This window comes from Brevibacillus parabrevis (genome assembly GCF_003710905.1).
Lineage (GTDB): Bacteria > Bacillota > Bacilli > Brevibacillales > Brevibacillaceae > Brevibacillus > Brevibacillus parabrevis.
The window spans coordinates 258,145-281,433 of sequence record NZ_RHHV01000014.1 but is presented as its reverse complement, the minus strand read 5'-3'; the positions used below and the strand labels follow the sequence as shown (position 1 = coordinate 281,433).

The window sequence follows — 23,289 nt, the reverse complement described above, 5'->3', positions numbered from 1 at the left end:
ATCGCACAACCTCTCTTCTGGCGGAAACGCTGGCCTGGTCGACTAGGCTCCCTTGGTTATGTAGTAAATAATCAAGCCGTCAGCAAACAGGAATACTACCAGCGAAACCACGCCAAATCCGATCGCGAATTTGTTCTTCGCCTTGATCGAGTTAAGACAGCCCCAAGCAATAAAGAACGTGAAGACGAACATCAGGAAATCAAACAACACAATCTTCATGTACGACAACTCCTTCACCATGATGACGCTAACCGATAATACAATGGCAATATTATTATATCTCCTTGCCTATTAAGAGACAAGCATATCCAAATTTGTGACAAACAAATTCACAATTCCTTTATTTTATTGTGCCACAAATGTTTTTGCCTATCCAGATGCTCCAGCGGTCTTGTTCATAAATCGGTTGTTGTCCTGCCATTTTCGCGGAAATAGCGGAAATCAGTTGCTCCAGCTCGCCGTCTGTCAATTCATGCAGCAAGGAACGGCCTTTGCGCGAGCGCAAATCGGCCTGCAAAACAGCGATGTCGTCATACACACGCCTGACCTCCCACAGCGAACGCATCTGGATTTGCTCCAGCCCTGCCTGCTGCATGGCTTGCCTTACTTGCTGTTCTTTTGGTCGCCGTTGTGCCTCCACTTCCAGCAGGCGCGGGAATTGCTCGAAAAAATAGCCGCGCAAGTGCTCAGGCGAAGCCGGAACAGCACAGTCTTCCAGCGTCCGATCTTGGATCAGGCAGATTCCGTCAGGTGCGAGGATGCGCTTCACCTCGGCGAAAAATCCGTTCAGATCGTCAAGATGGTGGATGAGCGCTCTGGCAAAAACAATATCCGCGCTTCGCTCCGGCAGTCCTGTGTGCAGGGCGTCACCATGGACAAACGAGATGCCCGGTTCGTCTGCGCACTCTTTTTGCGCCGCTTCCAGCATGACCTGCGAAAAGTCGACTCCTGTGACGCTGCCTGCCCCCAGCTTTGCCCATGCCTTGCTGTAAATGCCGCCACCGCAGCCAAGATCGACCACCCGTTTTTGCAAAGGGTCGACGATGGAGAGCATCGTGCTCGCCCATGTGTCGTCTGCCGCTCTGCCTGTATAGCTTTCTTTGTTTTCTCTCGCGTGGAAATCCATTTTCATGCTACTTCGCCTCCATGAACTCCAATCGGTTGCCGAATGGATCTTCGGTGAAAAAGCGGATCAGTCCAGGAATCTCGTCGTCGAGCCGGAGCGGGACGCCTGCTTTTTCCAAGTGGGCGATCAGCGCTTCAATATTTTGCACAACAAAGGCAGGATGCGCCTTTTTCGCGGGAATAAAACCTTGTTCAATCCCGAGGTGAATCAACTGCGCTCCACAGCGAAACCAGGCTCCTCCCCGCGCCCGAAGCTTTTCCGGCTTGGGCACTTCCGGCATCCCGAGCAATCCGGTGAAAAAGCGCCGCGCCTCCTCCTCGGCTCCCGGTGGCGCTGCGAGCTGAATGTGATCCAATCCTACCCATTCAAATGTTTGTGTCATATTATGTTCCTCCCTGTTTTTGGCACATGACCATCCATTCGTCAATCTGGTAGGTCATGACTCTTCCTTGCTCGATCTGCAATCCTACATAAGCTTGGATGTCTTTCGGGGCAGCAAGCAGCATCTGCTCCACGGCTTTTTCTTGCTCGGGCGACTCGGACGTTCTTTGCACCCACGGCAAAAAGGCAAATGGCTTTTTGCGTAGCCGTTGCTTGCACTCAACAAAATCATGCGCGCTGTGCAGCTCTCTCCACTCCGTGACAGAAAGGCAGCGAACGTGGCTCGGATCGCGTGTTTGCTCGACAAGGTTCACGAAGCTTGCCAGCTCGTTTGCTTCCGGGGAAACGTTGTCGATAAAAAGGAACCAGCCGCCCGGTCGCAGCACGCGACTGACTTCCCGGACAAAAGCGTTCGGGTCGGGGAAATGGTGAGCCGCGATCCGGCAAGTGACCAGATCGAACGACTCGTTCAGAAACGGCAGCGACTCCGCGTCAGCCTGGACGTACAAAATGTTTTTTTCCGCCTGGTTGGCTTGTGCCGCCGCTGCAAGCATAGGGCGCGTCAGATCCGTTGCCACTACTTGCGCAACGTGCGGCGCAAGCGTCCGGGCGACATGTCCGCCACCTGTGGCGATGTCGAGTACCTTCCAGCTTGTCTGCGGAGTGAGCCATTGCACCAAAAGTTGCAAGTCATCCCCTTGGGCGTGTGTCTTGCTTTCTACATACTGCTGCGCATTTTTGCCGAATTGCTCTTGTACCGCGTGTTTTACTTCATCGCTTCTATCCATCGTTCCACCTCCTGCTTGTATTCTATTCCAATCGTTGGCGGTTTTGTTATAGAATACTGATAACCAGTTATCGAGTTTTTAGATAGGAGGGGCATTCGTGGACAAAGAAAGTTTGGAAGTGTTTTTGACCATCGCCCACCACGGGTCCATCAATCGGGCTGCACAGGCGCTGTTTCTGGCCCAATCTACTTTGACCCATCGGCTCAAGCAGTTGGAACGGCAAATCGGCAGTCCGCTGTTTGTGCGAACCGCCTCTGGCGTAAGTCTGACCGGAGAAGGCCGCAGATTGCTGCCTGTTGCCGCCTCGATCGTCGAGCAGATGCGTTCTTTCATCGAACAAAAGGAGCAAGCCCAGTCGATGACGATCGTCGCCGGAAAAGCATTTGTCGCCTACGAGCTTCCCCGCCTGATCGGCGAATACCGCCAGGCCAATCCCGGTTTCACCTGTTACGTGCGCTCTACGCTGTACGAAGAATCACTCAGCGCCCTCTTGACCGGAACAGCCGATATCGCCTTTCTCGGCAGCGAAATGTATCACCCGCACATCCACCAGGAGTTTTTGCCCAGCGACCGGATTTTGCTCGTCATGTCGCCCGAGCATCCTTGGGCCAATCATTTTCCCGGCTTTTCCGGCTGGGGGTCGCAGGAGATGATTTTGTTCGGCAACCATACCGCCCCCTATCGCCAGCGCATCGACCATTTTCTGGCGCGCAACAGCATTTTTCCAAACGTCATCATGGAGCTGGACAGCTTCAGCGCCGTCAAAAAAATGGTCGAACGCCAGCTCGGAATCACGATGCTGCCGAAGCGAACCATTTTGCGCGAGGTAGAGGAAGGCAGACTGGTCGCCCACGATATAGCAGAAGGAACTTTGCAGCGCCCGACGCTCATCGCCTATTTGCATCAAAAAAAAGAGGACGACGCTTTTCAGCAATTCGTCCAATGGATCAAAGATGCTTATTGATGCAAAGTCAACACGGTCAGCTCGGGCCTGCACAAAAACCGGACAGGCAAAATCGTCGTGCCCAGCCCTCTGTTCACATAGACTTGCATTTCGCTTTCGCCCGCGAGATACAAGCCGTTGACGTATTTGTTCGCAAGCTTGGGCGTCAAGACATGCCCGACAAAAGGCAGTCGCACCTGCCCGCCGTGGCTATGTCCAGACAATTGCAAATCAATCGGATACAACGCGGCTTCGTCCGCTACATCCGGCTCATGGGCGAGCAAAATTACGCTGCTTCCCTCGGGAATCCCGATCAGCGCTTTCGGCAAATCCGGCACGCCATTTAGAGCATCGTCTATTCCCGCTATGTACAAGGTGTCTGCCTTTTGGCGAATAGCCACATTGCGGTTGTCCAACACTGCAAACCCGGCAGATATCCACCCTTGGCGAATCCCGTGCTGCTGACCCGCCCGGTAATCGTGGTTGCCCAATACCGCAAACTTCCCCATCGGCGCCTGAAGCTGCGCCAGGATGGGGATAGCGGCAAAAAAGGGGCGCGTCTCTTCATCGACAATATCGCCCGTAAAGCAAATGATATCCGGCTGCTCGCGCATGATCAGGTCGACAATGCCTTGCAGTTGCTCCGGCTTGAAATAGTGTCCCAGATGCGCGTCGCTGAACTGGATCAGCTTGCAGCCGCTAAAGGCGTCTGGCAGTCTGGGCAGTCGGAGTGTCATCCGCTCGATTTGCAGCCAGGTTCGCTCCCATGCATATCCGTATGTACCAGCAGCCAGACCGACTCCAATCAAGCCACCCAGCCACTTCATCGATCGTTGTAAAAAGGTCCGCCGTGAGACCGTGACAAGCTTGGGATCATTCACTAGCTTCCGTTCGCTCGTAGCCATTCACCACAACATCCAGGCGGCCTGTCGCCGGATCGATCAGCAATCCGTGGACATCGACATTGGCTGGCAGCAGCGGATGCTTTTTAATCGTCTCCACGCTGTTTCTCACGCTGTCCTCCACCCGGTCGAACCCGTGGAGCCATTTGTGCAGATTGATTCCTGCGTGTTGCAGCGTAGAGAAAGTCTGCTCAGAAACGCCTTTTTCCAGCATCTTCGCCATGGTGCGCTTGCTGTCGATGGCGCTCATCCCACAGTCGTAATGGCCGACGACGATCACTTCCTCGGCATTCAGTTCATAAATCGCCACAAGAATACTGCGCATAATACTTCCAAACGGATGCGATACGATCGCCCCCGCGCTCTTTACGTGCTTGATGTCGCCGTTGCGCATGTTCATGGCCTTCGGCAGCAACTCCTCCAGACGCGTGTCCATGCAGGAGAGAACTACCAAGCGTTTGTCGGGAAACTTGGTTGTCTGGTATTTTTCATACTCACGATTCGCTACAAAATCACGGTTAAATGCGAGAATTTCATCTAAATTGCGCATGTTGCAACACCTTCCTCGCTTTTAGTGGGTTGTATGTTTTCTATTGTACATACTTCTTCGTGTCGTTCAAGCGACTGCGGCAGTTCGCGGCGGATTATTTTCCTTTGTTCCTGTTCCGGTAGAGCTTCCAACCTTCCACAAGGTAGGTGACGATGAGCAGTCCAAGGCCCAGCGGCCAAAAATCGGGCTTGATCATCACAACGACGCAGGACAATGCTCCTCCGCTGATCAGGGTCAATTGGCGATAGGCGGGAAATTTCACGGTAAAGATCGTGACGATCACACCGAGCAGCAGGACGATGGTAGGGAAGTAGGTTGCCATGTTTGCTCCTTTTTGGGGATACGTTTTTGGGGATGGTTTGTTTGATTTCTAGTATATATTTTACAGGATTATCCATGGTGCTGTAATTGTTTTTTGAAAAGAACAAAAACGCCGAGTTCTGGTGCGGCCAGCTTGGCGTTTATTTTTTCATGAACCATTTTACTTTTTAAATTTAGCCGGATTTTCAACGTAACTTTCAATGACATAGCCGCAGCCCGTACATATGTGATAAGTGATGAGAGAACCGAGAACAAAAAACTTGTCTACGGGGAATATTCTCGCATCCCCGGACGGTTTCCCTTTTCCGATCTCACTGCACCCGCATTTTGGGCACTGTTCTTTTGGGTTTTCCATTTGGCACCTCGCTTTGTGGCTTATTTATGTTTTTCATTTGCCCTTAATTGTCCAATCTAAAGAAGTATGCTGGATATCATGCTTAATACCTAGTCGGTTCAGTTGATCAATCACGGATGGGAGTAAAAACTTATCGTTTATCTTGCATTCCCCTACCGTTTTCACTTTGAAAATGGCCTCTTCTACAGAATTGACATACATAGATACTCTCTTCCTTTTCTATTGAAAATTTGTTTTTATTTGATTCCGAAATGCTCATTTATTTTTTGAAGATACTCATCATCCACTAACTCTATTTCCACTTTGACAATTCGCTTTCCCCAACCGTCAATATTCTTATTCAACTGTTTCATGTCTTTTGCTAAAAACTCGATTTTTTTAATAAGGGTTTCAGCCTCTTCTGTCATTACCCGATATTTTCCACCAAGCTTTTCTGACTCAATTCCATCGTCTTTTAACAGTCTATAAATTTTTTCTTGTGCCTGGCCCCAATAATCAACACCAAGAATTGACCCTGTTCTTTTCCATTCACTCTCAATGTAACGCGGATCGATAATAACCAATTGACCTGAGTCTACTCCTACTTGACCTAGTAATTTGCGCTCCATTTGCTGGGCTCCTCATTTTCAAATTGAATCAAGTCATCGTTTTATCTTGCTTTTTGCTTGCGCAAGTATTGAGTGAGTCAGGCAAGTTAAATAATCTGAGAACTCTTTGAATTAACTCCCCCTTCTCATCATACCAAAGATTTCCACAACCTTCGACTTGTTGAAGAATTACAAAATGGCCAAATATATTTTCGTCCAATCCATACAAAAAGACACTAGCTGGTATGTGCTAGTGTCCTTTTTGTATTTTACATTTCGTTCAAATGAGCCGATGGACTACATCTGAAAAATTCGTTGATTACACCTACCTAATCGAGAAGGTGGGATAATACTCCATGTGACTCAAACCCGCGATATTTCTATCCCTAACTAATCTTCGCCTCAATCCTTAACTTATCCGCGACCATCGCAATAAACTCGCTGTTGGTCGGCTTCGCCTTCGTGTTCGAAATCGTGTATCCAAACAGGCTGGAAATAGAGTCAAGATTCCCGCGGGACCAGGCGACTTCGATTGCGTGGCGGATGGCGCGTTCTACGCGGCTTGCCGTTGTGTTGAATTTTTTGGCGATGTCCGGGTACAGGACTTTTGTGATCGAACCGAGCAGCTCGACATCGTTGTACACCATCGTGATCGCTTCGCGCAAATACAAATAACCTTTGATGTGTGCGGGCACTCCGATTTCGTGGATGATGCTCGTAATGCTGGCGTCCAGGTTGCGGCCCCGCACTTGCAGGGTGGACTGTGGCTTCACCGATGTGACGAAGGAGGAGGCTGGCTTCGTTGTGATGATCTGGCGAATGCGCTGCGCAAGAACCTCCATGTCAAACGGCTTGAGGATGTAGTAGGCAGCTCCCAGTTCAACCGCTTTTTTCGTAATCTCTTCCTGTCCGAATGCTGTCAGCATAATAATTTTGGGCTGCGGGCTTAACCGCATAGCTTGGATTTGCTCCAGGACGGCGAGGCCATCCAAGTGGGGCATGATAATGTCCAAAATCAGTACATCCGGTACTCGCTCCTGCAGCAAACGCACAACTTCATTGCCGTTGTACGCGACGCCAATGACGTTCATGTCATACTGGCTGCTGATATACTCTTCTAACAGGCTTACAAATTCTCGGTTATCATCTGCCAACAACACTTCAATCTTGCTCAAGGTCGTTCCTCCTAACAATGGACGGTCTTTTGGAAAGAAGGTGGCGTTCTAGAGGTTTTCATTTCTACAAACGATAAGTCCATACCATCTTTTTCTCTGAGAAAAATAATTCGACAAAGGCATATTCATTCCTGCCTATGACGAAAGATTGAATGATTTTACTGATATTTCGACAAAGAATACCTTCCTTTTTCCTTCATTCGTCAAGAGCCTCCACGACTTTACCATGCAAGCTGGCTTTGTTCCAGTGGAAGGTTATACATGTCGAGCAGAGAGACTTGACAGCATGAAATTAGCCGCCTCGCTTGATTGGCGTGACGGCTCGTCTCTTCGTATTCTCAGGCAGCCTGCCCGGTTTTGGCGTTCGATTGCGGCGCATTGCGCACCTGCACGCCTGCGTCCTGCAGCATCCACTCAATGTAGCAGCCGTAGCCGGATGTCGGGTCGTTGACGAAGACGTGCGTGACCGCTCCGACGATTTTTCCATTTTGAATGATCGGGCTGCCGCTCATCCCCTGGACAATGCCACCCGTTTTTTCCAGCAGGCGTTTGTCCGTTACCTTGATGATCATGCCTTTTGTCGCCGGAAAATGCTGCTTGATGACGTTGGCGATCTCGATATCGAACTCCTCCACCTTCTGCCCTTCGACGACGGTGAGGATTTTCGCCGGGCCTTCCACGACTTGCTCGGCAAGCGCTACCGGGAGCGGCTCGCGGTAATAGCTGCGCTTCGGTTCGTCCTTCATTTTGCCGAAAATGCCAAACGGTGTATTTTTGGTGATGTTCCCCAGCACTTCGCTTTCGTTGTAAAAGCGGGCGAATTTCTCTCCGGGATTGCCGCTCTGCCCTTTTTCGATGGACGTCACGCTTGCCTGCACGATTTGCCCATCCCCGACTACGATAGCCTGGCCTGTATCGACGTCGGAAATGACGTGCCCCAGTGCTCCGTACGCTTTGGAGTTGGGATCGTAGAAGGTCAGGGTGCCTACTCCGGCAGCCGAATCGCGAATGTACAGTCCCATCCGGTACTCCCCGTCTTTTTGGTCTTTTGCCGGTTGGAGCGTCAGATTCAGCTTTTCTTTTCCGCGCACGACCAAAAGCTGTACCGTGCTATTCTTTTTTCCGGCTTCGTTGATCAGCTTTTTGACTTCATTCATGTCATTGATGTACAGATCATTCATTTTGACAATCATGTCGCCGACGTGAATACCTGCCTGCTCGCCAGGGGAAGACTTGCTTTTGCCATTGTCCACGAGATGATGACCGACAACCAACACCCCCGCCGTTTGCAGCTTGACCCCGATCGACTGTCCACCAGGGTACAGACGCAAATCCGGCAGCACATTTACTTTGACAGCTGTCAGCGGAATGTTTCGCCATTTTACTTGCAATTGTGCTTCCCCAGCTCTGCGCGGCTCTACGGACATAGGCTGGCTCAGATCAACGGATACTTCGCGCGCTTCCGTCCCGTTGACGTGCAAAATGTCGGGATTGCTGTTGATTAGCGTGCCCATCACCGGCACGGAGACCTTGAGTTCTTCCAGAGACCCTTCCATCAAGCGCAATTCGCGGGGAAAGGAGGACAGATCGCGAAACGGGGTGGAACTCACGACAAGCGCCGTGATGAGGAGAAGGAGACTTCCCATCCATTTTCTTTTGTTTTGTCGGATCACCAGCAATCACTCCTACCGTTCCCTACCTACACCTACAAAGAGACACCTCCACCTTGTGTACCTTTAATGTTGCCCCCAGCCAAGCGGATTATGTCAGGAAATTGACTCATGTTTGTTAGCCAACTGCAATCTTTTTGCCCATAAAAAAGACTGCCAACCAAAGCTTAGGTGACAGCCTTTCTTTCCCGCCCGAGCAAAATCATTTCCCGCGCGTGCTCTTCTGTTTTTGCCGTTACTTCTGCCCCGCTCAGCATGCGGGCAAGCTCTGTCACGGTCTCTTCTTCCGACAGCTTCGTCACGATCGTTTTCGTCTCGTTTTCGCTCATTTCCTTTTTGATCAGAAAATGGGCATCCGCCATGGAAGCTACTTGCGGCAAATGCGTAATGCACAGCACTTGCCGTTTTTGCGCGACGCGGGCGAGCTTTTCCGCAATCGCCTGGGCCGCTCTGCCGCTGACTCCCGTGTCTACCTCGTCAAAAATCAGCGTCTCGACCTGATCGGTTCCAGCCAGGATCGTCTTGATCGCCAGCATGACGCGGGACAGCTCCCCGCCAGAAGCGATTTTCGCTAACGGCCGCAGCGGTTCCCCCGGGTTTGGCGAAATCAAAAACTCGATCTGGTCCATGCCATTCGCATCCACGAGCCGCTTGATGCCTTCGATTTCAACGCCTTCTTCATCAGGGGTTTGTCTGACGTCGATGGCAAAACGCGCCCGTTCCATATGCAGCTCTTTCAGCTGCTGCTCGATTTCCTGCGCGAGCTTCGCGGCGCATTCCTGACGAATGACGGACAGCTCCAGCGCCTCGACAGCCAAATCAGCCGCCAGCTCCTGCAACCGTTTTTCCACCTGTTGCAACCGATCCTCGTAGTGATGCATTTCGTCCAGCTCGTCGGAGATGGTCGCTGCATACTCCAAAATGTCATCCACGCTTTTTCCGTACTTGCGCTTCAAGGACTGAATCTGGTCGAGCCTGCGCTCCACCTCTGCCAGCTGCTCCGGTTCAAAGTCCAGATGGTACGAAAGCTGGCGCAGCTTGTGCACCACGTCCTCAATCTGGTAATACGCAGACTGCACCGTCTCCAAAATCGGCGCAAGCTGCTCCTCGTAGATCACGCCGCGCTCCAGCTCTCCCATGGCGTGACCGAGCCAATCCATGCCCTTCTGATCGCCGTGCAGCGAGCGGTAGGCGTCCTGGACCGTCGCGTAAACCTTCTCAATGTTCATCCACTTTTTGCGCTGCTGCAGCAGCTTCTCGTCCTCACCCGGAGTAAGCGAAGCGCTTTCGATTTCGTCAAGCTGGTATTGCAAAAGGTCTATGCGCTGTACCAACTCGCGTTCGTTGCGGGCCATCCGTTCGAGATCCTGTCGCGTTTTCCGGTAGGAGGAGTACAGTTTGCCGTATTCCTGCTTCGCCGCTCCCAAAGCAACTTCGCCGTACGCATCCAGCCAGTTGATATGCTTGTCCGCCTGCATCAGCATGTGCGTGTCGTGCTGGCCGTGAACCGTGACCAGCCAAGGTCCAAGCTCGCGCAGCATGGCAAGCGTCACCAGTTGGCCGTTCAGACGAATAATGCTTTTTCCCTGGTTGGAAATGTCCCGGCGGACGACGAGCATGCCGTCTTGCTCCACTTGCACACCTACGCTGGCGCACACCGCAAGCGCAGGATGGCCCGCAGGCAGTTCAAACAGCCCTTCCACCTCTGCGCGCAGCTCGCCGTAGCGCACAAAATCTGCGGACGCACGGCCACCGAGCAGCAGTCCGAGCGCATCGATGATGATCGATTTTCCGGCGCCGGTTTCCCCTGTCAGGATGTTCAACCCGCGTTGAAACGAGACCGTAACCGATTTAATGATGGCAAAATTTCGGATAGAGAGTTCCACTAGCATCTGTTGCGACCACCTTCTACAGCATTTCCATGAAACGCTTTGTGACTTCCGCTGTATTTTCCTTGGAACGGCAAATGATCAAAATGGTATTGTCTCCACTGATCGTTCCCATGATCTCGTCCCACGGCAGGTTGTCGATCAGCTCGGCTACCGCATTTGCATGACCGGAAAGGGTTTTCAGCACGATAAAATGGTCTGCCTGGTCAATACTGACGAAAGAGTCGACCATCATCCGTTTGAGCTTTTGCATCGGGTTAAACTTTTGTTCAGCAGGCATGGAATATTTATATCGCCCATCAGGGAGTGGCACCTTCACCAGATGCAATTCCTTGATGTCTCGGGATACGGTCGCCTGCGTGACGTTGAATCCAGCAGCGCGCAGACGCTCCACCAGTTCGTCTTGAGTTTCTACCTCTTGGTTACTGATGATATCCCGAATACGGATATGTCGTTGCCCCTTGTTCATATGGATTACTCCCATTCACCTTGTAGTTTCGTGCGTATTGCTTCAAAAAAGCCGCCCTTTTTCCACTTGATCAGCGGTGTGACGTACGGAGACTTTTTAATGTAAATATGATCGCCGCCCTCCAGCCGATAGCCGAACTGTCCGTCAATCGACAGCCCCATCTCCTGATGGATGGCGTCGACTTCCACGCGAATCGTCTGGTTGCCAGACAGCACCATTGGCCGCGCTGTCAGCGAATGCGGCGCTACCGGAGTCAATAATAGCATATCCACATTTGGAGCGACGATTGGCCCGCCAGCCGACAAGGAATACGCTGTCGACCCTGTCGGAGTCGACACGATGACACCATCGCCGCTGAAAGTCGCGACATATTCGTCATCCAAGTAAACAGCACATTGAATGATGCGGCAAAAAGACCCTTTGGCGATCCCGATATCATTCATCGCTGTGTATGTCCCAAGCGTGCTGCCTTTGCGGACGAGAGCTGCTTCCAGCATGGCCCGTTCCTCAATGTCGTACTTGCCTGAAAGCAAATTGTCGACGGCAAGCGGCAAGTGCTCCGGCTCTGCTTCTGACAAAAAGCCCAATGTACCGAGATTGATCCCGAAAATGGGGATCGATCTCCCGGCGAGCTTGCGTGCGATGCCGAGCAAGGTCCCGTCACCGCCAAGCACACAGACCAGGTCGGCTTGATTACCGATGTCATCGATCGCAGCGCCCAATTCCGCGCGCCCTAAATCAGATGCAATCGTCTCGTCCAGCAATACATTCGCTCCCCTGACCTCCAGGAGGTAGACAAGCTCCCGCGCCACAATTCTGGCCTCGGGCTTTCCTTTGTTTGCAATAATTCCTATCTTCTTCACATGGTCCACCCCAAACTGGTTGGTTGGAAATCCTTATACAAGTATACAACTTTTCATGCATAAATAAAAAGCCTCGTTTGCAACAAAACTCCCGAGGCTTTTGTTTTTTGTCCCTATTTTAATTTGGCATGAGCCTGCGCGACCACATCGCTGACGAGCTTCAGCCATTCTTCGGCGTTCATGCCGCCAGCGCTTTTGGTCACATGCATAACAAATTCAATATTGCCCTCTCCCCCTGTGATCGGAGAAAAGTCCAGCCCTTTCAGCGCAAATCCGAGGCCGCTGGCGAACTGGCCGATGTCTGTCAGCACCGCTTCATGCACTTGCGGTTCGCGGACGATGCCGTTTTTCCCGACCTTGTCCTTGCCCGCTTCAAACTGCGGCTTGACCAGCGCGACGACATCGCCATCCTGCTTCAAAAAACGGTACAAGACAGGCAAAATCAGCCGGAGCGAAATAAACGACACGTCAATCGAAGCGGCATCCGGACGTTCCTGTTCGAAAGCGTCCGGGTCCATATGGCGGAAATTGGTCCGCTCCATGACGACAACCCGCTCATCCTGGCGCAACGTCCAGGCGAGCTGTCCGTAGCCGACATCGATTGCATAGACGAGGCGTGCGCCATTTTGCAAGGCACAGTCCGTAAACCCGCCTGTGGAAGCGCCGATGTCCATCATGACTTTGTCCGTCATGTCGATGCCAAATACTTTTAATGCCTTCTCCAGCTTCAGTCCGCCGCGACTGACGTACGGATGAACCTCGCCTTTGACCGTGATGGCGACATCCTCGGTGAATTTCGTGCCGGGCTTGTCACATCGCTCCCCGGCCACTTGAACCAGTCCCGCCATCACGGCTGCTTTTGCTTTTTCCCGAGTCTCGTAATGACCCCGTTCGACGAGCAAAACGTCGATTCGTTCTTTTCTCACGCTCATGCTTCCAGTACACCCTTCGATATCGGCATCAAGGCGCGTACACGGGAAGCGATGTTCTCCGCTGTCAGCCCAACCTCTTGACGCTGTTCTTTTACACTGCCGTGTTCTACAAAATAATCAGGGACAGCTACGATCTGCACATTCATGCCATAGTAGCCCGCCCGGTTGTAACATTCGATAACCGCGCTGCCGAATCCGCCCATCTCCGAGCCTTCCTCCACAGTCACGATGTCGTAGCCTTCCTTCGCCAGCCTGAACAGCAACTCCTCATCCAGCGGCTTGCAAAAGCGGGCGTTTACCAGCATCGGTCTGATTCCTTCCGCATTCAGCTGGTTGACCGCCTGCTCCGCGATCTCAAATACATGGCCAAAGGACAAAATCGCTACCTTTTTCCCTTCGCGGACGATTTCTGCCTTCCCGATCGGCAAAGCTTGCAACTCTTTATCGAGCGTCACGCCGCGAGCCGGCAGACGCGGATAACGGTACGAAATCGGCCCGTCGTACTCCATCGCTGTTTTCATCATGTGGCGCAGCTCGTTTTCGTCTTTTGGTGCCATGATGACCATGTTCGGAATGATGCGCATGAAGGCAATGTCGTACATCCCTTGATGCGTCTCCCCGTCTGCACCAACGAGTCCTGCGCGGTCGACGGCAAACACCACGTTCAGCTTTTGCCGGGCAACGTCGTGAATCAGTTGGTCGTACGCTCTTTGCAAAAAGGTCGAGTAGATCGCAAGCACTGGCTTCAAGCCTTGTGTCGCAAGGCCAGCCGCAAAGGTACAAGCATGCTGCTCCGCGATCCCTACGTCAAACAGGCGATCCGGGTATTTTTGTCCGAACGGAATCAGGCCGGAGCCTGCTGGCATGGCAGGAGTCACCGCCACCAGCGACTTGTACTCGGCAGCAAGCTCGATCATCGTATCGGCAAACACCGAGGTGTACGTCGGAGCGGATTTTGGCGTGTCTCCAGACTCGATCTTGTACGTGCCGATGCCGTGCCACTTCACGGAATCCGCTTCGGCTGGCGCGTAGCCTTTGCCTTTTTTCGTGATCGCGTGGATCAGTACCGGCCCTTTGGTTTGCTTCGCCGTTTTCAGCGTATCGACCAAAAGATCCATGTTGTGACCGTCGATCGGCCCGATGTACGTGAAGCCAAGCTCCTCGAATAGAACGCCGGACACGAGCAAATACTTCATGCTGTCTTTGAAGCGCTCGGCAATCGATGCCAGTTTGCCGCCGACAGCCGGAATGGACTTCAACAGCCCTTCAACCTCGTCCTTCGCCCACTGGTAGTTTTCCGTGGAGCGAATTTTGCCCAGGTAGTTGTGCAGGGCGCCTACGTTCGGAGCAATCGACATTTCGTTGTCGTTCAGCACGACGATGACATTTTTGCGTTCGTGACCGATATGGTTCAACGCTTCCAGCGCCATTCCACCCGTCAGCGCGCCATCGCCGATAACCGCCACGACATGGTTTTTTTCTTTTTTCAAATCGCGGGCCGTTGCCATCCCCATCGCTGCCGACAAGGAGGTGCTGCTGTGTCCGGTTTCCCAGACGTCATGCGGGCTTTCGATCATTTTCGGGAAGCCGCACAGCCCTTTGTACTGGCGCAAAGTCGGAAACATCTCCCGGCGGCCAGTCAACATTTTATGTACGTATGCCTGATGCCCGACATCCCAAATCAGCTTGTCCTTGGGACTGTTGAACACGTAGTGCAAAGCAAGCGTCAGCTCCACTACTCCGAGGTTGGGCGCAAGATGGCCGCCTGTCTGGGAGAGCGTCTCGACGAGAAATTGCCTGATTTCGGATGCCAGCGTATGTAACTGCTGCGAAGTGCACTTTTTCAGGTCTTGAGGATCATTTATGGTAGTAAGCAGCATTGGTATTCCTCACTTTCCACTGTTCGTTCTCCGGCGATTGTGCATGCTGCATTTCAATCCACCCCATGGAAAACTAGGCTTCTTCGGTGTTGCCCGAAGCCTAAACTCCGCTGAAATTCAACTTGATTCATTATAACGGTTTCTTCATAAAAACACCACTTTTGATCAGCAAGCGCAATCTTGCACGCAATTTCCTGCTACATTCTGGTAAAATAAAATGGATCATTCAAATTCAAGAAATCGAGGTGGACTCCCGTGAAGTTCTCGCAAATACCGTACACACGCGTCGACATGGCAAATGTCGAAGAACGATTTTCCAGACTGTTGGAAGCGTTTCAACAAGCGGCCAGCTTTGAAGAGCAAGACAAGGTAATGGGACAGTTGAACGAGCTGCGGCAAGAGGTGGAATCTGCGCGAGAAGTGGCGCAAATTCGCCATACGATCAATACGGAGGACCCTTTTTACAAAGAAGAGCAAGACTATTGGGATGAAGCAGGCCCTGTGTATCAAGGGATCATTTCACGTTACTACGCCGCCATCACCCAGTCCGCTTTCCGCTCCGAGCTGGAACAAAAATGGGGCGCCCAGCTTTTCCGCATTGCCGAGACAACTCTGCGCACCTTCTCTCCTGAAGTTGTTGCCGATTTGCAGGAAGAGAACCGTCTGGCGAGCCAGTACGTTGCCCTGATCGCCTCGGCGAAAATCATGTTTGAAGGCGAAGAGCGCACGCTTCCGCAGCTGCTTCCGTTCCAGACGTCCACGGACAGAAACATGCGCAAGAAAGCAAACGAAGCGAAGTACGAGTTTCTGAGCAAGCATACCGAAGAACTGGACCGCATCTACGACAATCTGGTAAAAGTTCGCGACCGGATCGCCAAAAAGCTCGGTTTCACCACCTTCGTGGAACTGGCCTATGCACGCTTGAACCGGACGGACTACAACGCCGAAATGGTGGCCAACTTCCGCCGTCAAGTGGAGGAACAAATCGTGCCAGTAGCCGCTCGGCTGGTCGAACGTCAACGCGAACGGATTGGCGTCGATGTTATGAAGTATTACGATCTGGCCTTCGACTTCGCTACGGGCAATCCGACGCCAAAAGGCTCCCCGGACTGGATCGTGGAAAACGGGAAAAAGATGTACGAACAGCTGTCTCCAGAAACGGATGCTTTCTACAACTTCATGCTGGAAAATGAATGTCTGGACTTGCTCAGCAAAAAAGGCAAAGCGACAGGCGGATATTGCACCTACATGAGCAAGTACAAGCTGCCGTACATATTCGCCAATTTCAATGGCACCTCCGGCGATATCGACGTGCTGACCCACGAAGCGGGCCACGCCTTCCAGGTGTACGTCAGCCGCGGTTACGAAGTACCGGAGTACCACTTCCCGACGTATGAAGCGTGCGAAATTCATTCGATGAGCATGGAGTTTTTGACCTGGCCTTGGATGGAGCTGTTCTTCGAGGACGATACCGCCAAGTACAAGTTCTCGCATTTGAGCGGCTCGCTGCTGTTCATTCCGTATGGCGTCGCGGTCGACGAATACCAGCATGCCGTCTACGAAAAGCCGGAGATGACTCCAGCCGAGCGCAAACGCACCTGGCGCGAAATCGAGCGCAAATACTTGCCGTACCGCAATTACGACGAGAACGAGTTTTTGGAGGAAGGCGGCTTCTGGCAACAGCAAGGACACATTTTCCGCGATCCGTTCTACTACATCGATTACACATTGGCGCAAATTTGTGCCTTCCAGTTCTGGAAACGGGCACAGGAAAACCCGGAACAAGCTTGGTCCGATTACTTGACACTGTGCAAAGAGGGCGGCAGCAAATCGTTCACGGAACTGGTGAAGGTTGCGAAGCTGTACTCGCCGTTTGAAGACGGTTGCATTCAGTCGGTCATCGGTGAAATCGAGACGTGGTTGAACGGTATAGACGACAAGCAATTGTAATCGCAAGAAAACAGAACGGTCATGGCCGCTTTATTTACCGCAAACGCTCACAGCCAATTTCATGAAAAAAGGCGAGACGCTTATCATAGAAAAAAGCTGGCACCCCACGTGGATGCCAGCTTTTTTGCCTATCATTTCATTTACTTGTTGCGGTTTTGAACGTAATCTGCCAAAGGGCTCAATGCGGAATGCTCGATGCCTGCAATGGCGAGAGCCGCTTTTGCCTCCGCGATCAAAGCAGACAGCCTTTCTTTGGACTCAGCAAGTCCCAACAGCGAAGGATAGGTCGATTTGTTCCGGTCCGCGTCGCTGCCAACCGCTTTTCCCAGCTTTGCCGCGTCCCCTTCCACGTTGAGGATGTCGTCCTGAATTTGAAAAGCCAGTCCGATGCAGACGCCGTAGCGGGTCAAAGCATCCATCTGCGCTTCGCTCGCTTCCGCCAAGTAGCCTCCGCCCCTGAGCGCTGCCACAAGCAGATCACCTGTCTTGTGGCGATGGATGAACTCCAACTGCTCCAGATCGAGCTGCTTGCTCTCTCCTTCGATGTCGGCCATCTGTCCGCCCACCATGCCTGTCGCGCCTGCGCGCTTGCCCAGCTCGGCAATCAGTTTGACAATCGTCGCAGATGTCACATCTGTCCGCTCCTGGTAGGCTTCCGCTACGTGAGAAAAGGCGCGCGTCAAGAGGGCATCGCCCGCCAAAATCGCGGTCGCCTCTCCGTACACTTTGTGGTTGGTCGGCTTTCCACGGCGCAGGTCATCGTCGTCCATCGCTGGCAGATCATCGTGGATCAGCGAGTATGTATGAATCATCTCCAGGGCAACGGCAAAAGGAACGCCGCGCTCCATCGGTTTGTCCAGCGCTTCCAGCACAGCGAGAACGAGCATCGGACGAAGCCTTTTGCCGCCTGCCATGAGTGAATACTTCATGGATTCGTACAAATGGGTCGGGACGCCTTCCTGCTCCAGGGCAGGCGTGAGATGTTGTTCAATGTAGGCTGTTTTTTCCGCCAAATACGATTGGAATGTATCCACGATGTCGTTATTCCCCTTCCACACGAAAAGCCTTCTGCTTCAGTTGGCCGTCTTCTTCTACCAGCTGAATGATTTTGGCTTCAATCGCATCGAGCTTCTGTCCGCAAATACGCGAGAGAGTGACGCCCTCCTGATACAGCGTAATTGCTTCCTCCAGCGGGATGTCTCCTTCTTCCAGCTTCCCGACGACTTCTTCCAGCCGCTTCATCGCTTCTTCGAACTGCATGTCAGTCTCTTGGTCCGTTTTCTTGCGAGCCATTGCGCTTCTCCTCCCGATTCAACTGTTCCACCCGTGCCGTAGCACTGCCATCACTTAATCGTACCACGATCTGATCGCCAGGGGCAAATTGTTCCACGGACTTCACCAGCTGATCATTCGTGTACACCAGCGAAAAGCCGCGCTTCATAACCGCCAGCGGACTGAGCGCCTCCAGAGTGGCTACCCTTGAAGCAAAAGCCATCCGGTTCTGGTTCAGCCGCGCCAGCATTTTTTCATCCAGACGCGCGCGAATCGACGCAACCGCTTTCCTTCTCTCCCCGACCTGATCCGACAGCCGATATTTTTTGATCTGTTCGGAAAGCCGCGTGTAGCGCTCCCGCCTTCTTTCCATCAAATGCTTCATCGCCTGGCGCATTCGCATATACGTCCGATCGAGCCGCTCTGCCGCTTCCTCCAGCCTGCGCTGCGGCTGCCGCATCGCGTACGAACCGCTCAACCGATCCAGCCGCGTACGCTCTTCTGCGAGCTGATTGCGCACCGCCCTGTGCATCCGGATTTCAAGCTGGCGAACGCGCTCCACCCACTCCAAATAATGCGGGACAGCAAGCTCTGCCGCTGCGGTTGGCGTCGCCGCCCGCACGTCTGCCACGAAATCCGCGATCGTCACATCCGTCTCATGTCCGACTGCGGAAATGACCGGAATCGGCGACCCGGCGATCGCCCGCGCCACGTTTTCATCGTTGAAAGCCCACAATTCTTCAATCGAGCCTCCACCTCTGCCGACGATCAAGACGTCGATGTCAGGGTGCTGATTGATAATCCGAATCGCCGAAACGATCGATGCCGGGGCATCTTTCCCTTGCACGACGGCAGGCGACAGGACAATCTCCGCCTGCGGATACCGTCTGCGGATGGTGGTGCAAATATCGCGAATCGCCGCTCCTGTCGGGGATGTCACGACCCCGACCCTTTTCGGAAAGCGCGGCAGTGTCCGCTTGCGCTCAGCAGCAAACAAGCCTTCTTTGGTCAGCTTTTCTTTCAACTGCTCAAAAGCGAGATACAAGGAGCCAAGACCGTCCGGCTGCATTTCTTTTGCATAGAGCTGATACGCTCCGTCCCGCTCAAAAGCGGAGATGGAGCCGCGCACGATCGCCTTCGTTCCATCCTTGGGCAAAAAGCGCAAGAAGCGGTTATAGCTGGCAAACATCACGACCTTGATCCGCGATGTGTTGTCCTTCAAGGTAAAGTACATGTGCCCGCTTGCGTGATGCGTGAAGTTGGAGATTTCTCCCCTCACCCAGACGTCTTGCAAGTTCGTCTCTTTTTCCAGGACGAGCTTGATGTAGCGGTTCAGATCACTGACAGACAAAATGTTTGATGCAGCCATGTGCCCCTCCTCTGTTCAAGCCCTGGTCTGATTGACTTTTCGTATACGCATGCAAAAAGAAATGGATAAAGCGCAGGCCCTATCCATTCCCTCAGTCGTTCCTCTAAAGTTGCGCTTGCTTTCTCGCTGCCACAACCGTGTTTTTCAACAGCATGGTGATGGTCATTGGGCCAACACCGCCAGGTACCGGAGTCAAAAAGCTTGCGATCTCTTGCACTTCGTCAAATTTGACGTCCCCGACGAGCTTCCCGGAGTCGATCCGGTTTACCCCTACGTCGATGACAACTGCGCCCGGCTTTACATGCTCTTTTCCGATCATATGCGCCCGGCCTGTCGCTACCACGAGGATGTCCGCTTTCGTCGTGAACTCTTCCAGGTTTTGCGTGCGGGAATGGCACATGGTCACAGTTGCGTTTTCCTGTTGCAGCAAAAGCGATACCGGCTTGCCGACGATGTTGCTTCGGCCGATGACGACGGCGTGCTTGCCGGAAATCTCCGTGCCTGTCCGCTTGATCAGCTCGATGACGCCATGCGGAGTGCAAGGCAGCAATGTTTCGTTGCCGAGCACCATGTTGCCCACGTTGATCGGATGGAAACCGTCGACATCTTTTTCGGGATGAATCGCAGCGATGACCGCTTTCTCCGAAATATGGGCTGGCAGAGGAAGTTGAACCAAAATCCCATGAACGTTCGGATTTTCGTTCAAATCCCGAATAATGCCCAGCAGCTCTTCTTCTGTTGTCGAAGCTTCCTTGAGAATCAGCTCGGAACGGATGCCGACTTCCTCGCAGCCTTTCGATTTTCCGCGTACATACGAATGCGATGCGGGATCATCACCCACAAGCACAACAGTCAGTCCAGGGACAAGTCCTTGTTTTTTCAGTTCCGCCACTTCAACCGCGAGTTCTTCGCGAATGCTTTTTGCTACTTCTTTTCCTTGGAGAATGGTTGCAGTCATGGAGAAAAAGCCTCCTTCTTAAACGTCGATACCATTAGTGTACCGATTTCGTTTGCAACTGTAAAGCCGAATCATAAAAAGTTTATCATTATTTAATGTTCGTCTTTTGCTTCATCCACCCAAGCATTGCCACTCCGTAGGCGTTATCGCCGGAGTAAACAGGGTCGCAAAAATACAGCTTGGCTTTTACCGCCGGATGCTGCAGACGCTTGATCAGGCGCTCGCGCATGTACTGATTGGCAGCTACCCCGCCCACAATCAGTATGTCCCTTGGATGCCCCAGCTCAACAGCGTGCCGCAATGTTTTTTCCAGCGCGTTGGCGATACACTGCTCGGTTGCCCGCGCAATATCCGCATGGCTCGTCTCGCCGCGCTCAATGGCGCGCAGCAAGGATGCTTCCGGCCCGGAAAAGCTGAAGGTCAAACCGTCCACGGCCGAGGAGATACGAAATTCCCCTGTCGATTCTTTTGCCAACTGCTCCAAGTACGGCCCGGCCGGAAATGCCATCCCGAGCGCCACTCCGATCCGATCGACCAACTGCCCTGCGTGCAGGTCAATCGTGCCGCCGATTTTTTCAATCGCATATCCGGCACTGTGACGCTCGCACAACAGCAACTCACTCGTTCCCCCTGACAGATGGACAGCCAAAAAGCGATCTTGTCCTGGCCGCTCCTCGGCTGTGTACTCGCCCGCTGCGATATGCCCCTCCTGGTGGGTGGTCAGATGCAGCGGAACACGCAAGTAGGTGGACAGCGATTTGGCCAAGCCCTCTCCCACCTTGAACACAGGCATGTACGACTGATCGACGGGCCGCGGCTTTTCACTAACGCAAATCGCTTCGATTTCATACTCGTTCCACTTCATTTGCTCGCTTAATTCCGGCAAGTTCATCACATGCTGAAAGACGGCTTCGGATTGTTGCAGCCCGCGTTTGCCTTCCTTCACTTTGAGGAGGCGTTTTGCTTCTGCAACAATTCGGCCGTCTTCCTGAGCCAAGCACAGCGATGTCCGGTAATTGCTCGTATCAATGCCCAACATTACCTTACTCATGCTTGTATCTCCTGCCTGTTATGCTTTTTGCGTTTCACGGGATTGCAAGAAGCTCGCCAGTACACCGTTGATATAGCGATAGGAGGCATCGTCACTGAACAGCTTCGCGATTTCGATCGCTTCGTTCATGACTACCTTGTCAGGCGTATCCGCTTCAAACATGATCTCATAAAAAGCAAGGCGCAAAATGGCGCGGTCAACGTTGGCAATACGCTCCAGCTGCCAGCCGCGCAAATACTTTTTGATTTCTGCATCGATGTCCGCCATGTTGGTCAAAACTCCATCGAGCAAGTAGCGCAAATACTGCGCGTTTTCCTCGGATTCTTCCATGACCAGATCGATTGCTTCTTTTACAGGCACCTCGGCCATATCGATCTGAAACAAGCATTGGACTGCTTTTTCTCGTGCTGTTCTTCGCTTCATACCATTCACCTACTAATTAAAGTCAGCAGGGGAGTTTTCCCCTCGTTCTTGTTACCGAAACTTGCCAGGCAGAATCCGATCCAGTATTTCGCGCAAGTCTTCCTTATGGTCAAGCTTGCGACCGATGTAATAGCCGGTTCCGACAAACACAACAAAGACCAGTGTATCCCAAAATCCGACGAGAAGGTAGATGATGCCGAAAAAAAGTCCGGCAGAAATCCCCATTAGCTTCCCCTTGTGTTCCCACATTAACTCCCATTTCATGGACTTCACCTTCTATTCTACCCGCTTGCGAGCCGCGTAGTTTTCTTGCTGAGCCACTTCCGTCACCACAACCGCTACTTCGGAAATCACGACACCAGCAATTCCTTCGACCTGCTCTTTCACATCCGCTTGCAGCTTTTGCGTCAACTCCGGCAAAGGTGTCTCGCCATCCACAGAAACACGCAGGGTAATGATGTTCCCGCTTTCCAGCGCTTTGACTGTCGTCTTCATGTCGCGCACGCCTTTTACACGTCGGGCAGCGCGCTCCGCAATCGTTTGGATCGTCTGAATCGTAATGTTGACTTCGCCCAAATCACTGCGCTGGCGAATGCCGCGATCCACTTTTGGCTTGTTGGAACGAAACGAGCTGAAAAAGAAGCGAAGGCTCACAATGAGGAAAATAATCGCGACGATGAGATACGTAATGTTCGTACCCTCAAGCATTTGATCCACATAAGGCTCAAAATAAGCAGATGAGACCAGTCCGCTGGTGGCCGCAATCGCGATGCAGGACAAAACGATCAGCGCAAAGCTGTAAATCGTCAAAATAAAGCGGTCAAACAAGTTCACATGCATCTCTCCTTTACGCCATGTTTGAAAGGAGACAAACATGGCTCAATCAAAGGCTAACGCTTCGCCATGAGCCAAGGCTTGGCGAAACAACTGATTGGAATGAGGAAAATGCCCCCTGTGAAAAGGGGGCATCCATCCGGTGCTGCTTAGCGCACACGCTGGTAATCTTCGACTACAGGCGCCGCCGGTGCTTTTTCTTCGGCTTTCAGCTCTACATCGACGATATGTACGTTTACTTCCACAACAGAAAGTCCGGTCATTCCTTCGATTCCATTGCGCACACTATCTTGAATATTACGAGCGACGTCTGGAATGCGGTGTCCGTATTTGACAATGATGGAAACATCCACTGCCGCTTCGCGGGAGCCAACCTCCACACGAACGCCGCGAGCTATATTTTTACGGCCCAATCTTTCAGCAATCTCCCCTACGAAACCGCCGCTCATTTGCGCTACGCCTTCAACCTCGGACGCAGCCATGCCGGCGATCACTTCCAGTACCTCGGGAGCGATCTGGACTTTACCAAGCTCTGTTCTATCTAAATCCGGAGTAAACTCTTCCATGCTTCGCACCTCCCTTTAGATTTGTAATTCATTAT

The 23,289-nt window shown here is 52.4% G+C and carries 26 protein-coding genes; 2 read left to right on the top strand and 24 right to left on the bottom strand.

Features of this window, described 5'->3' with window-relative positions; genetic code table 11:
* Nucleotides 1-42: 42 nt before the first annotated feature.
* The 4 genes from EDM60_RS21910 to EDM60_RS21895 form a co-directional block, all read right to left on the bottom strand.
* Nucleotides 43-219 (bottom strand): DUF2759 family protein, encoded by a 177-nt coding sequence (locus tag EDM60_RS21910; RefSeq protein WP_122965862.1) that lies wholly within the window; start codon nt 217-219, stop codon nt 43-45.
* 121 nt (nt 220-340) lie between these two features.
* Nucleotides 341-1,132 carry a class I SAM-dependent methyltransferase gene (locus EDM60_RS21905; protein WP_122965861.1) on the bottom strand — a complete coding sequence of 264 codons (792 nt, stop codon included), beginning with the start codon at nt 1,130-1,132 and terminating at the stop codon, nt 341-343.
* 1 nt (nt 1,133) lies between these two features.
* Nucleotides 1,134-1,508, bottom strand: coding sequence for a VOC family protein (locus tag EDM60_RS21900; protein WP_122965860.1), 375 nt, complete (start codon nt 1,506-1,508; stop codon nt 1,134-1,136).
* A gap of 1 nt (nt 1,509) precedes the next feature.
* On the bottom strand, nt 1,510-2,295 hold the full coding sequence (locus EDM60_RS21895; RefSeq protein ID WP_122965859.1) for a class I SAM-dependent methyltransferase: 786 nt from the start codon (nt 2,293-2,295) through the stop codon (nt 1,510-1,512).
* 97 nt (nt 2,296-2,392) lie between these two features.
* Between EDM60_RS21895 and EDM60_RS21890 the strand changes: the two genes are divergently transcribed.
* Nucleotides 2,393-3,259, top strand: coding sequence for a LysR family transcriptional regulator (locus tag EDM60_RS21890; RefSeq protein WP_122965858.1), 867 nt, complete (start codon nt 2,393-2,395; stop codon nt 3,257-3,259).
* Here the strand turns inward: EDM60_RS21890 and EDM60_RS21885 are convergent.
* The 11 genes from EDM60_RS21885 to dxs all read right to left on the bottom strand — a co-directional run bounded on the left by EDM60_RS21885 (nt 3,253) and on the right by dxs (nt 14,831).
* Nucleotides 3,253-4,143 (bottom strand): metallophosphoesterase, encoded by an 891-nt coding sequence (locus EDM60_RS21885; protein ID WP_122965857.1) that lies wholly within the window; start codon nt 4,141-4,143, stop codon nt 3,253-3,255. The genes EDM60_RS21890 and EDM60_RS21885 overlap by 7 nt on opposite strands.
* Nucleotides 4,112-4,690: a beta-class carbonic anhydrase gene (locus EDM60_RS21880; protein ID WP_122965856.1), complete on the bottom strand. Its 579-nt coding sequence runs from the start codon at nt 4,688-4,690 to the stop codon at nt 4,112-4,114. The genes EDM60_RS21885 and EDM60_RS21880 overlap by 32 nt, the downstream gene beginning before the upstream one ends.
* A 94-nt stretch (nt 4,691-4,784) precedes the next feature.
* Nucleotides 4,785-5,012, bottom strand: coding sequence for a hypothetical protein (locus EDM60_RS21875; RefSeq protein WP_122965855.1), 228 nt, complete (start codon nt 5,010-5,012; stop codon nt 4,785-4,787).
* A 590-nt stretch (nt 5,013-5,602) separates the two neighbouring features.
* Complete coding sequence (locus EDM60_RS21865) at nt 5,603-5,974, bottom strand: hypothetical protein (protein ID WP_122965853.1); 372 nt, start codon at nt 5,972-5,974, stop codon at nt 5,603-5,605.
* 365 nt (nt 5,975-6,339) lie between these two features.
* The gene (gene spo0A, locus EDM60_RS21860; protein ID WP_005827306.1) at nt 6,340-7,128 is read right to left on the bottom strand and encodes a sporulation transcription factor Spo0A; all 789 of its coding nucleotides are present in this window, start codon (nt 7,126-7,128) and stop codon (nt 6,340-6,342) included.
* 338 nt (nt 7,129-7,466) lie between these two features.
* The gene (gene spoIVB, locus EDM60_RS21855; RefSeq protein WP_063226844.1) at nt 7,467-8,801 is read right to left on the bottom strand and encodes a SpoIVB peptidase; all 1,335 of its coding nucleotides are present in this window, start codon (nt 8,799-8,801) and stop codon (nt 7,467-7,469) included.
* A gap of 164 nt (nt 8,802-8,965) precedes the next feature.
* Nucleotides 8,966-10,690, bottom strand: coding sequence for a DNA repair protein RecN (gene recN / locus EDM60_RS21850; protein ID WP_122965852.1), 1,725 nt, complete (start codon nt 10,688-10,690; stop codon nt 8,966-8,968).
* Nucleotides 10,691-10,706: 16 nt separating this feature from the next.
* Nucleotides 10,707-11,156 (bottom strand): transcriptional regulator AhrC/ArgR, encoded by a 450-nt coding sequence (gene ahrC / locus EDM60_RS21845; protein WP_122965851.1) that lies wholly within the window; start codon nt 11,154-11,156, stop codon nt 10,707-10,709.
* 5 nt (nt 11,157-11,161) lie between these two features.
* A complete protein-coding gene (locus EDM60_RS21840; RefSeq protein WP_122965850.1) occupies nt 11,162-12,019 on the bottom strand; it encodes an NAD(+)/NADH kinase in 858 nt (285 codons plus the stop codon).
* Nucleotides 12,020-12,132: 113 nt separating this feature from the next.
* On the bottom strand, nt 12,133-12,951 hold the full coding sequence (locus EDM60_RS21835; protein ID WP_122965849.1) for a TlyA family rRNA (cytidine-2'-O)-methyltransferase: 819 nt from the start codon (nt 12,949-12,951) through the stop codon (nt 12,133-12,135).
* Entirely contained in the window at nt 12,948-14,831 is a 1,884-nt protein-coding gene (gene dxs, locus EDM60_RS21830; protein ID WP_122965848.1) for a 1-deoxy-D-xylulose-5-phosphate synthase, read from the bottom strand. The genes EDM60_RS21835 and dxs overlap by 4 nt, the downstream gene beginning before the upstream one ends.
* A gap of 255 nt (nt 14,832-15,086) precedes the next feature.
* Between dxs and EDM60_RS21825 the strand changes: the two genes are divergently transcribed.
* Nucleotides 15,087-16,781 (top strand): M3 family oligoendopeptidase, encoded by a 1,695-nt coding sequence (locus EDM60_RS21825; protein WP_122965847.1) that lies wholly within the window; start codon nt 15,087-15,089, stop codon nt 16,779-16,781.
* A 140-nt stretch (nt 16,782-16,921) separates the two neighbouring features.
* Here EDM60_RS21825 and EDM60_RS21820 read toward each other — a convergent pair whose 3' ends face one another.
* The 9 genes from EDM60_RS21820 to EDM60_RS21780 all read right to left on the bottom strand — a co-directional run bounded on the left by EDM60_RS21820 (nt 16,922) and on the right by EDM60_RS21780 (nt 23,254).
* A complete protein-coding gene (locus EDM60_RS21820) occupies nt 16,922-17,815 on the bottom strand; it encodes a polyprenyl synthetase family protein (RefSeq protein WP_122965846.1) in 894 nt (297 codons plus the stop codon).
* Between the two features lie 7 nt (nt 17,816-17,822).
* The gene (xseB, locus tag EDM60_RS21815; protein WP_005827293.1) at nt 17,823-18,074 is read right to left on the bottom strand and encodes an exodeoxyribonuclease VII small subunit; all 252 of its coding nucleotides are present in this window, start codon (nt 18,072-18,074) and stop codon (nt 17,823-17,825) included.
* Nucleotides 18,043-19,422, bottom strand: coding sequence for an exodeoxyribonuclease VII large subunit (xseA, locus tag EDM60_RS21810; RefSeq protein ID WP_122965845.1), 1,380 nt, complete (start codon nt 19,420-19,422; stop codon nt 18,043-18,045). Before xseA ends, xseB begins: the two co-directional genes overlap by 32 nt.
* A gap of 103 nt (nt 19,423-19,525) precedes the next feature.
* Entirely contained in the window at nt 19,526-20,380 is an 855-nt protein-coding gene (gene folD / locus EDM60_RS21805) for a bifunctional methylenetetrahydrofolate dehydrogenase/methenyltetrahydrofolate cyclohydrolase FolD (RefSeq protein WP_122965844.1), read from the bottom strand.
* A gap of 88 nt (nt 20,381-20,468) precedes the next feature.
* Entirely contained in the window at nt 20,469-21,431 is a 963-nt protein-coding gene (locus EDM60_RS21800) for a tRNA (adenosine(37)-N6)-threonylcarbamoyltransferase complex transferase subunit TsaD (protein WP_122965843.1), read from the bottom strand.
* 18 nt (nt 21,432-21,449) lie between these two features.
* A complete protein-coding gene (nusB, locus tag EDM60_RS21795; RefSeq protein ID WP_122965842.1) occupies nt 21,450-21,854 on the bottom strand; it encodes a transcription antitermination factor NusB in 405 nt (134 codons plus the stop codon).
* Nucleotides 21,855-21,905: 51 nt separating this feature from the next.
* Nucleotides 21,906-22,118: a DUF2273 domain-containing protein gene (locus EDM60_RS21790; protein WP_122965841.1), complete on the bottom strand. Its 213-nt coding sequence runs from the start codon at nt 22,116-22,118 to the stop codon at nt 21,906-21,908.
* A 12-nt stretch (nt 22,119-22,130) separates the two neighbouring features.
* Nucleotides 22,131-22,694, bottom strand: coding sequence for an alkaline shock response membrane anchor protein AmaP (gene amaP, locus EDM60_RS21785; protein WP_173595766.1), 564 nt, complete (start codon nt 22,692-22,694; stop codon nt 22,131-22,133).
* A gap of 143 nt (nt 22,695-22,837) precedes the next feature.
* On the bottom strand, nt 22,838-23,254 hold the full coding sequence (locus EDM60_RS21780; protein WP_122965839.1) for an Asp23/Gls24 family envelope stress response protein: 417 nt from the start codon (nt 23,252-23,254) through the stop codon (nt 22,838-22,840).
* Nucleotides 23,255-23,289: the final 35 nt, after the last annotated feature.